The sequence below is a fragment of the Kitasatospora sp. NPDC001175 genome (genome assembly GCF_053598215.1).
Map to the genome: position 1 here is coordinate 1 of NZ_JBSFJU010000126.1, position 11104 is coordinate 11104.

5 protein-coding genes are annotated in these 11104 nt (G+C 73.8%); 1 reads left to right on the forward strand and 4 read right to left on the reverse strand.

Going from position 1 to position 11104, the window contains the following annotated elements; all coding sequences use genetic code 11:
* Positions 1-169: 169 nt before the first annotated feature.
* From ACWDAK_RS39295 to ACWDAK_RS39310, 4 genes are all read right to left on the reverse strand, one after another.
* Entirely contained in the window at positions 170-1198 is a 1029-nt protein-coding gene (locus ACWDAK_RS39295; RefSeq protein WP_344641351.1) for a beta-ketoacyl-ACP synthase III, read from the reverse strand.
* Positions 1199-1217: 19 nt separating this feature from the next.
* The gene (locus ACWDAK_RS39300; protein WP_427395412.1) at positions 1218-2984 is read right to left on the reverse strand and encodes an acyl-CoA dehydrogenase family protein; all 1767 of its coding nucleotides are present in this window, start codon (positions 2982-2984) and stop codon (positions 1218-1220) included.
* Between the two features lie 116 nt (positions 2985-3100).
* Positions 3101-4318 (reverse strand): beta-ketoacyl-[acyl-carrier-protein] synthase family protein, encoded by a 1218-nt coding sequence (locus ACWDAK_RS39305; RefSeq protein WP_344641353.1) that lies wholly within the window; start codon positions 4316-4318, stop codon positions 3101-3103.
* The gene (locus ACWDAK_RS39310) at positions 4315-4560 is read right to left on the reverse strand and encodes an acyl carrier protein (protein WP_344641354.1); all 246 of its coding nucleotides are present in this window, start codon (positions 4558-4560) and stop codon (positions 4315-4317) included. The genes ACWDAK_RS39305 and ACWDAK_RS39310 overlap by 4 nt, the downstream gene beginning before the upstream one ends.
* 526 nt (positions 4561-5086) lie before the next feature.
* Between ACWDAK_RS39310 and ACWDAK_RS39315 the strand changes: the two genes are divergently transcribed.
* The coding region (locus ACWDAK_RS39315) for an amino acid adenylation domain-containing protein (RefSeq protein WP_427395413.1) at positions 5087-11104 on the forward strand (6018 nt) is incomplete at its 3' end.

Consider the following 11104-nt stretch of genomic DNA (forward strand, 5'->3'; position numbering starts at 1 on the left):
CCGAGTCTGGGCGTGCATCGTGCGGGGGTCCCCCCGGCCGTCAGGCTGGGGGAAGAGAGCGCAGCGGCGCTGCGCGCGACGAGGGATGTGCGTCCAGACGAGAGCTATCGGCACGCGACGCCGCGGAGTTGCCCGCCGGTCCAAGCCGCACGGACAACCGGCGAGTTCCTCACACCGGGCAGGGCCCGTCAGCCTGCACGGGCTGGACCCCGGACCAGACCATGGCGGCCGATCCCCAGGTCAGGCCACCGCCGAAGGCCGTCATCAGCACCCGGTCGCCCTTCGAGAGCCGGTCGTCCGCGGCGGCCTGGGCCAGGGCCAGCGGAATGGACGCCCCGGCGGTGTTGCCCACCTCCGCGAGCCGGCAGACCACCCGCTCCTCGGCCAGGCCCAGGCGCCTGCCCACCGCGCGCAGGATCCGGGCGTTGGCCTGGTGCCCGACGAACGCGTCGATCTGCTCGGTCCGCCAGCCGACCGCCTCGGCCACGCTCCGCGCGGATCGCGTCATCGCCGCCACCGCCTGCGCGTAGACCTCGCGCCCGTCCATCCGGAAGTAGCGCGCGGCGGAGTCCGCGGCCAGGTGCGGTGCCCGCGACCCGCCCCCCGGGATGGCGATCAGGTCGGCGCCGGCGCCGTCGCTGCCCAGCTCGACGTGGAGCAGTTCACCCGGCGTGCCGGGCAGGCCGCGTTCCAGCACCACGGCCGCCGCCCCGTCCCCGAAGAGCACTGCGGTCCCCCGGTCGGCGGGGTCGACGATGGTGGAGTATGTCTCGGCGCCGATCAGCAGCACGCTCTCGTAGCTGCCCGCGCCGATCATCGCCCCGGCGACGCTGAGCCCGTAGACGAAGCCCGAGCACACCGCCGACAGGTCGAAGGCCGGCACACCGGCCAGTCCGAGCCGCGCGGCGATCTGCGGAGCGGTGGCCGGGCAGCGCTGGTCGGGGGTGGTGGTGGCCAGCAGCACCAGGTCGCAGTCGCGCCGGCCGGCCGACTCCAGCGCCGCGGCACCGGCGGCCGTCCCCAGGTCACCGGTGCTCGTACCGGGTCTGACCGCACGCCGCTCGGCGATCCCCGTGCGACTGAAGATCCAGTCGTGTGTGGTGTCCAGCACCCGGGACAGATCGTCGTTGGTCACCACGTCGGGCGGCAGGCAGCTCCCGATACCGGTGACGACGGCTCGGACGTCGGTCGTGTTCATCGTCCCTCCGGACACCCGGTCACACCGGATCCGGGAAAGGGCAGGCAACCGGCTGCTCCGCCGACTGCCGTGCCGCCGCGGCGAGATGGCGCTCGGCGAAGTCGGCGTGGGCGATCGGGGCGGTGATCAGCGCCTCGGGTACGGCCAGCAGGCCGAGCAGATCCTCCGCTGCCGCGGGCGCCGCGCCCTCCTCCTCGTGCAGCCGGGCCACCTCCAGCAGCTCCTGCGGGCTCAGCACCCCCGCCCGCAGCGCGCTCACCGCGTGCTCGAGCAGGCAGCCGGCCGCGTAGTGCCGCAGCAGCGCCCGCCCGGCCTCCGTCGGCTCGCCCTCGGCCCAACCGCCCAGCGCCAGCGTCTGGTAGACGGCCCGCGACCAGGCGGTACTGGCCGCACCCGGCCCCTCCCGTTCCGCGTCGTCCAGCAGCACGTCGCACACCCGGCGCAGCGCTCCGCCGAGCCGGCCGGCCGGCCAGTCGCCAAGGTCGCCCGGCCCGCTCCCCCGGTCGGCACGGCCCACCGCGGCGTCGAGCACACCGGCCAGCGCCGGGCGCTCACGCAGCGCGAACCGTGCGGCCTGGTAGCCGAGCACCGTGTTGTCGCCGCCGAAGGTCACCGCGATCTCGTAGTCGTGCTGCAGGGGCGAGATCTGGTTCAGCCGGTGGTATCCGAGGCCGCCGCACAGCTCGCGGGTCTCGGCCAGCGTGTGCCGGGCGTCGCCGGTGCTGCCGGTCTTGCCGCAGGCCACCAGCGCGTGCAGCAGCCGGTCCTCGGCGGGGGACCCGTCCTCGTGGCGGTCGACCGCGACGGCCGCCAGCGCCTCCACCGCGTGCTTGGCCGCGACCGCCCGTCCCGCCGCGGTGCGCAGCCGCATCCGGTAGTGCGCGTGGTCGAGCAGCGGCCCGCCGAAGGCCCGCTTGACGGAGGCGAACCGGGTGGTGACGGCACAGGCGACCCGCTGCGCCATGGCCGCGCCCGCGGTGGGGAAGAGCCGCTCGTGGGTGAAGGTGGCCAGGCACTCGTCGAACCGGCGGAAGCGGCGCAGCGGGGAGGCGTACCGCCCCTCCTCGTCGATCCGGGCCCAGCGGCCCATCATTGCGGACAGCGGCAGGACGCAGTGGTCGAAGGCGATGATGCCGGTCTGGTTGGCCTCGACACCGCCCTTCGGCTCGGCGCCGTGCACGCTCACCCCCTCGACCAGCCTCCCCTCGCTGCGCAGCGGCACCCGCAGCCAGTGGTGGCCCTCGTCCCGGCCGTCCACCACCACGCGGGCCAGCACCATGGCCACGTCGCCGGTGTGCAGGCTGTTGCCGATCCAGACCTTGCTGTGCGCGGGCTCCGGCGTGTGGAGCACCAGCGAGCGGTCCGCGTGCCGGTAGGTGGCCGTGGTTCCCACCCGCTTGAGGTCCGAGCCGGCGTGCAGCTCGGAGGCCGCGAAGCAGTAGACCTTCTCCATCCGGTCGATCTCCGGGCCGAAGCTCGCCAGTTGGTCCTGATCGGCGTGGCTGAGCAGGGCGTCCCCGGCGATCTGGTGCGAGACCAGGACGTTGGCCAGTGAGGCGTCCCAGGCGCCGATCCAGCCCATCGCCCGTAGGAAGTCGGGGAACTCCGCGGCCGTCCCCCGCCCCAGCCACAGCGAGTTGGCGGTGACCCCGGCCGCGTTCAGCAGCCGGGCCCGCCGCAGCGTCTGGAGGCTGTAGTCGAGCACGTCCTGCCCGGCGGGCCGGACCTCGGCGAAGTCGCCTTCGGCGAGCAGGCCGGTCAACGTCGTAACGCGCTTGTCTGTCAAGTCGAGTCCCATCGATCAGCGGCGGGCGCGGCCAGGGCACCCGCCGGCCTGGCAGCGTTGCCCCGGAGCCCCGGCGGCAGGGTGCGCGGCGTCGCGTCTCCTGCTGCCGGGTGCGCTCAATTCCCGAGGATCAGAGCGCAGTTGGCTCCGCCGAAGCCGAAGGAGTTGCTGAGCACCACGGAGGGCGACTGCCGACGCGGCCCCCCGAGGACGAGGTCCAGCTCGGGCAGCTGCGGGTCGGCCTTTTCGGTGTTGGCCACCGGCGGCACCAGGCCGGCCCGCAGGGCGCAGAGCGAGAGCACCGCCTCGAGGGCGCCGGCGGCGCCCAGGGAGTGCCCGAGGACGCCCTTGTTGGCGGTGACCGAGGGGCCGTGCGGGAACAGCCGGGCCAGCAGTTCGCTCTCGACCCGGTCGTTCAGCGGCGTCGAGGTGCCGTGCGCGTTGACGTGGTCGACCGCCTCCGGTCGCAGGCCCGCGTCGGTGAGCGCCTGTCGGACGGCGGCCTCGGCCTGCGCCCCGTCCGGCCGCGGCTGGACCGGGTGGTGGGCGTCCGTGGTGCAGCCGTAGCCGAGCACCCGGCCCAGCTCCGCGGCCCGGCGTCGCGCCGCGGCCTCGGGCCGCTCCAGCACGAGCGCAGCGGCGCCCTCCGAGACGACGAAACCGTCGCGGTCCGCGTCGAACGGCCGGGAGGCACGGGGGTCGTCCCGCTTCGACAGCGCGCCCATCCTGGCGAACCCGCTGACCACGACCGGGACCACCGCGGCCTCGGTGCCGCAGGCGATCACCGTGTCGCAGGCACCGCTGCGCAGCAGGTCGCGGGCGACGCCGATGGCGACGGCGCCGGACGCGCACGCGGAGACGACCGTGTGGCAGGGGCCGGTGATGCCGTAGCGCGAAGCGATCGTGCCGACGGCCATGTTGGCCAGCGATCGTGGATGCAGATAGGGCGAGACCCCCTCGGGGCCGCGCTCGGTGAAGCGGTCCTGGGCCCGGATGAGCGTCTCCACGCCGCCGATCCCGGTGCCGACCACCACGCCGATCCTGCCGCCGTCCCAGCTCTGCGGGTCGAGCCCGGACTCCCGGACGGCCTCGTCGACCGCCACCAGGGCGTAGCGGATGAACGGGTCGAGGTGCGCGGTGCCCCGGCCCCGCAGCACCTCCGGCCCCAACTCCGGTACCCGCAGGCAGTAGTGGGCGCCGGTGTCCCGCAGCGCCGCGTCCCTGACCGCCAGCACCCGGGGCTCGAGGACGGCCTGCCAGGTGTCCTCGACCCCGATGCCCGCCGGGGTGACCAGCCCGGCTCCGGTGACCGCGGCCGGAAACGTGCGGGTCATGACCCGCTCAGCCTGGAATTCACGAGTTCCACCAGTTCGCCGAAGGTCAGCTTGCCCAGCCGGCTCTCGTCCTCGGAGAGATCGACGCTGAACTGCTCCTTGACCACGGTGATGAGTTCCACCGCCGCCAGCGAGTCCAATTCAAGGGAATCGATCCGGACATCCGGGGTAATCAGGTCGGCGTCGACCTCCAGATCGTCCACCAGGATTTCCCGGATAGCACTTGACAGATCGCCAGTCACCTAACCCACCCATAGTTTAAGGTAATTGATTCGAACTCAGCCGAGACCATATCACCGCGGAGGCCCCCTTCCAAGGAATTCTTGCGACGGCTCCGGGTCCGGGCTGTGATCGATGACACGTTGCCCGCGCGCACCGACCGGGGGTAATGAATGCGGTCCCGGGCCGACACACGCATCGTCAGATCAACTGGTGTGACTGCGTGTTCACGACCCATTCCGCCTGGCCCAGCCGGTCGGCACGGGCGGGTAACCGCAGCCTGCGTCCGCAGCACCGGCGCGGGCCCGCACCGGGCGCGGCAAGAGGGCGGCCGGCACTTACCAACCGGACCGCGTTCACCGCAAGAGTCGGACTGCTAAAGAAGGTTGAGCCAGCATCACGTCATCCATGCTCATGGTTGACGCCGCTTCCGGCGGTGGCTAGCATCCGGCGTGGACAGACGACCTTGGATAGATGTACGGGTGCCGCGCGGCTATACGCGCGTCGGGGGCGATCGATATCCCCCGCAGGAATATGGGGGATTTCCAGGTGTTCGCCGGATCGCATTCTTCTGCCCTTCCGCTGTCGGCGGCCCAGCAGCGCGTCTGGTTCGCCCAGAAGCTCACACCGGCGAGTTCCCTGTACAACATCAGCGGTTTCGTGGAAATTCACGGACCGCTTGACCTCGAATTGTTCGAACGGGCGCTCAGGATCGCCGTCGACGAGGCCGAGGCGCTGCACGTCCGGTTCACCGAGGACGACGGCACTCCGTGGCAGACCGTCCGGTCCGCGCGGGAGTGGCCACTGCACCTGCACGACCTGAGCGGGCGGCAGGACGGACGCCGCGTGGCGCTGGAGCGGATGTCGGCGGACCTGTCCGAGCCGACGGACCTGTCCACCGGCCCGCTGTTCACGCAGTCGCTGTTCCGGCTCGCCGCGGACCACCACCTCTGGTACACCCGGGTGCACCACATCGCCACCGACGCCTTCGGGTTCAACCTGGTCGTGCGGCGGGTGGCCGCCTGCTACACGGCGCTGGCGGAGGGCACCGAGGTCCCGCCCACCGAGTTCGCCCCGCTCGCCGACTTCCTCCAGGAGGACCACAAGTACGCCGCCTCCGAGCAGAGCCGCAAGGACCGCGCGTACTGGCTCGACCGCTTCGCGGACGAGCCCGAGCTGCTGAGCCTGCCCGACCGCGACATCGGCCTGTGGTCCGAGGCGATGCGGTTCACCGGGCACCTGGAGCCGGAGCTCCTCGCCGGGCTCAAGCGCCTGGCCACTGAAGCCAGGACGACCTGGCAGGTCACCCTTGCCGCCGCGGCCGCGGCGTACCTGCGCCCCTTCGTCACCACCCGCGACGTGGTGCTCGGCTTCCCGGTCACCGGCCGGCTCGGCCCGACCACCCAGAACACCCCGGGCATGGCCTCCAACGTGCTCCCACTGCGGCTCGACGTCCGGGCCGGGGCCTCGTTCGCCGACCTCCAGCGGCACGTCGCGCGCGAGCTGCGCGCCCTGCTGCGGCACCAGCGCTACCGCGGCGAGGACCTGCGCAAGGACCTCGGGCTCGGCGCCAGCTCCCGTCGGATGTTCGGACCGGCGGTCAACTTCCTTCCACTGCAGGCCGGTCTGCGGTTCGGCCCCTGCCCGGCGGAGATCCACAGCGTGCCCAGCGGCCCGGTCGACGACCTGACGATCGCCTTCGAGGGCGGCGGCGAGGACACCGGGCTGCGGGTGCGGGTCGCGGGCAACGCCGCCGCCTTCACCGAGACCGAGATCGCGGACCACGGGCGGCGGTTCCTGGACTTCCTCCGGGCCCTGGCCGCCGAACCCGATCTTCCCCTCGGCCGGCTCGAGGTGCTGGGCGCCGGCGAGCGCCGGCGGCTGCTGGAGGAGTGGAACGGTACCGCCGCCGACCTGGCGGCCGGCACCCTCCCGGCCTGGTTCGAGGCACAGGCCGGGAGGGTCCCCGAGGCCGTCGCGGTCACCTGGCGCGACACCGCCCTGACCTACCGGGAGTTGAACGAATGGGCCAACCGGCTGGCCCGCCGGCTCATCGAGCACGGCGCCGGTCCCGAGCGGCTGGTCGGACTCGTCCTGCCCAGGTCGGTGGAGCAGGTCGTGGCCCAGCTCGCGGTGCTGAAGTCGGGCGCCGGGTACCTGCCGATCGACCCGGACGCCCCGGCCGCGCGGATCAGTGCCGTACTCGCCGAGGCCGAGCCGGTGCTCGTGCTGGACAGCGTGGAGTCCGTACGCGACACCGGCGACCGGGCGGCGACCGACCCGGTGGACGCCGACCGGCTCGCGCCGCTGCTCCCGGACCACCCGGCCTACGTGATCTTCACCTCCGGTTCGACCGGCACGCCGAAGGGTGTGGTGGTCTCGCACCGCAACGTCACCCGACTGCTGACGGCCGCCGCGCGGCGCTTCGACTTCGGTGAGCGCGACGTCTGGACCCTGTTCCACTCCTACGCCTTCGACTTCGCCGTGTGGGAGCTGTGGGGCGCGCTGCTGACCGGCGGCAGGCTGGTCGTGGTGGACCACGCGGTCTCCCGCTCGCCGCAGGAGTTCCTCGCCCTGCTGGCCGAGCAGGGCGTCACCGTCCTCAACCAGACGCCCTCGGCCTTCTACCAGCTGATCCAGGCCGACCGGCAGCGTCCGGGGTCCCGACTCGCGCTCCGCTACGTCGTGTTCGGCGGCGAGGCGCTGACCCCCGACCGGCTGGGCGAGTGGTACCTGCGGCACCCGGAGGACCGCCCGCTGCTGGTGAACATGTACGGGATCACCGAGACCACCGTGCACGTCACCCACCACGCGCTCGACCGGGCGAACGCGGCCGGCGACACCGGCAGCACCATCGGCACCGCCCTCCCCGACCTGCGGGCCTATGTCTTGGACGCCGCCCTGCGCCCGGTGCCGCCCGGGGCGGTCGGCGAGCTGTACGTCGCGGGGGCCGGGCTGGCCCGCGGCTACCTGAACCGGCCGGGTCTCACGGCGGACCGTTTCGTCGCCTGCCCGTTCGGCCCGCCCGGCGCACGGATGTACCGCTCCGGCGACCTGGCCCGCTGGACCCCGGACGGCTCGCTGGTCTACGAGGGCCGGGCGGACCACCAGGTGAAGATCAGGGGCTTCCGGATCGAACTGGGCGAGATCGAGGCGGTGCTGACCCGCCACCCGGCCGTCGCCGAGGCCGCCGTCCTCGCCCGCGAGGACCGGCCCGGCGACCGGAGGCTGGTCGCCTACGCGGTCCCGTCCGGACCCGAGGCGGACGCCGCCGAGCTGCGGGCGTACCTCGGGCAGGCCCTGCCCGGGTACATGGTGCCTTCCGCGGTGGTGCTCCTGGACGCACTGCCGCTGACGGTCAACGGCAAGCTGGACCGTCGGGCGCTGCCCGCGCCGGACTTCGACGCCGCGGCGGACGGCCGGGCCCCGCGCGACGCCCGCGAGGAGATCCTCTGCGAGCTGTTCGCGCAGGTGCTCGGGGTGGAGAAGGTCGGCATCGACGACAGCTTCTTCGACCTCGGCGGGCACTCGCTGCTCGCCACCCGACTGGCCGGCCGGATCCGCGCCGAACTCGGCCTGGAGCTGCCGCTGGGCACCCTGTTCGAGGCACCCACCGTGGCGGGACTCGCCGTACGGATCGCCGGGAGCGAGCCCGCCCGGCCCGCGCTGCGGCCGCTGCCCCGGCCGGAGGCCGTACCGCTGTCGTTCGCGCAGCAGCGGCTGTGGTTCCTGCAGCAGGTCGAGGGCGCTGGCGCGACCTACAACATGCCGCTGGCCCTGCGGCTCGGCGGCGAGCTGGACCGGGCGGCCCTGCGGGCGGCACTGCAGGACGTCTGCGACCGGCACGAGTCGCTGCGCACGGTGTTCACCGAGGTCGGCGGCGAGGCCCGGCAGCGGGTGCTCGACACTGCCCCGCTCCCGCTGCCGGTGACCGGAACCACCGCCGAGGAGCTGCCCGCCCTGCTGGCCGCGGCCGCGGGCACCGGCTTCGACCTCCACCGCGAACCGCCGCTGCGGGCCGAGCTGTTCGCGCTCGGTGAGCTGGAGCACGTCCTGGTGCTGGTGCTCCACCACATCGCGGGCGACGAGTGGTCGATGGCGCCGCTGGCGCGTGACCTGGGTGCCGCGTACACGGCGCGGCTGGCCGGGGCGGCACCCGCCTGGGAGCCGCTGCCCGTGCAGTACGCGGACTACGCGCTGTGGCAGCGCGGGCTGCTCGGCGACGAGGACGACCCGGCCAGTCTCGCCAACCGCCAACTGGCCTTCTGGCGCGAGACCTTGGCCGATCTTCCCGAGGAGCTGGCGCTTCCGGCGGACCGGCCGCGGCCGGCCGTTCCCGGCGGACGCGGCGAGGCGCTGCCGGTCCGGTTCGACGCCGCACTGCACCGCGCCCTGACCCGGCTGGCCCAGGAGCGCCGGGCCACCCTGTTCATGGTGCTGCAGGCCGGCCTGTCCGCGCTGCTCACCAGGCTCGGCGCGGGCACCGACATCCCGCTGGGCACCGCGCTCGCCGGCCGTACCGACCAGGCGCTGGACGAGCTGGTCGGGTTCTTCGTCAACACCCTGGTGCTGCGCACCGACACCTCGTCTGACCCCGGCTTCGGGGAGCTGGTGGACCGGGTACGGGCTGCCGACCTCGCGGCCTTCAGCCACCAGGACCTGCCGTTCGAGCGCCTGGTCGAGGTGCTCAACCCGAGCCGGGCGGCGAACCGGCACCCGCTCTTCCAGGTGATGCTGGTCCTCCAGAGCACCCCGGAGTCCGAGCTGGAGCTGCCCGGACTGACGCTCACCAGGGAACCCCTCCACCCCGGCGGGGCGAAGTTCGACCTGTCGCTCAGCCTGGCCGAGACCCGCGACCGCGACGGCGCCCCGGACGGCATCGAAGGCTTCGTCGAGTTCAGCACCGACCTGTTCGACCGGGACACCGTCCTGGCCTTGGTCCGGCACCTGGAGCGGCTGCTGCTCGCGGTCGCCGCCGACCCCCAGATCGCCATCGGCGAGATCGACCTGCTGACCGACGAGGAGCGCGACCGGCTCACCGGGCGGCCCGAAACCCGCCGCTCGGTAGCGGGGCAGACCGTTCCGGCCCTGTTCGAGGCGCAGGTCACCCGCACCCCGGACGCGCCCGCGCTGCTGTTCCAGGACACCGTGCTGTCCTACGCGGAACTCGACCGCCGGGCCAACCGGCTGGCCCGGCTGCTGATCGGCCGGGGTGTCGGCCCGGAGTCCGTGGTCGCGCTGCTGCTGCCGCGCTCCGCCGAGCTGGTGGTGGCTGCGCTGGCCGTGCTCAAGGCCGGGGCCGCCTATCTGCCCGTGGACCCCGAGTACCCGGCCGAACGGATCGCCTACCTGTTCGCCGACGGCGCGCCCCGGCTCACCGTCGTCGACGGCCGGACGGCCGCCTCGCTGCCGGCCGGAACCGAGCACGTCGACCTGGACGAGGCCGGGCTGGACGGCTTCGCGGCGGACGCCGTCACCGACCGGGACCGCCTCGGTGTGCTCGGCCTCCAGCACCCGGCGTACGTCATCTACACCTCCGGCTCCACCGGCCGGCCCAAGGGCGTGGTCGCCACCCACGCGGGCGTCGCGAACCTGCTCGCGGCCCAGCGCGAGCGGCTCGACGTCGGCCCCGGGGACCGGGTGCTCCAGTTCGCCTCCTTCAGCTTCGACGCGGCGTTCTGGGAGACGGTCATGGCGCTGCTGTCCGGCGCCACCCTGGTCCTCGCCACACCCGACCGGCAGCGGCCCGGCGCCCCGCTGGCCGGACTGGTCGCCGACCTGGGGGTGACCCATCTGACGCTCCCGCCGACCGTGCTGGACGTCCTGGCGCCGGAGGACCTGCCGTCGGTGCGCTCCCTGGTGGTGGCCGGCGAGGCGTCGTCCGGGAGCCTGGTGGCACGCTGGTCGCCGGGCCGGCGGCTGGTCAACGCCTACGGCCCCACCGAGACCACGGTGTGCGCCACCATGAGCGCTCCCCTGGACGGCGACGCACGACCGCCGATCGGCCTGCCGATCGAGGGCAGCAGTGCCTACGTCCTCGACGAGCGGCTGCGGCCGGTGCCGGTGGGGGTTCCCGGCGAGCTCTACGTCGCGGGCACCGGAGTGGCGCGCGGCTACCTCGGCCGGCCGGGCCTCACCGCCGAGCGCTTCCTGGCCGACCCGTTCGGCGAGCCGGGCTCCCGGATGTACCGCACCGGCGACCTGGCCAAGCGCCGGGCCGACGGCAGTCTGGAGTACCTCGGCCGCACCGACGACCAGGTCAAGGTGCGCGGCCACCGGGTCGAGCTCGGTGAGATCGAGTCCGTGCTCGCCGCCCAGCCCGGCGTCGCCCAGGCGGCCGTGGTACCCCGTGCCGACCGGCCCGGCCAGCTGGTGGCCTACGCCGTCCCGACCGGTACCGGCCTGCCGGCGGAGACCGCCTTGACCGCGGCGGACCTGCGGGCGGCGCTGCGCCGCCGACTGCCGGAGTACCTGGTGCCCGCGGCGATCGTGCTGCTGGAGGCCCTGCCGCTGACGCCCAACGGCAAGCTCGACCGCCGCGCCCTGCCCGCACCCGACTTCGACGCC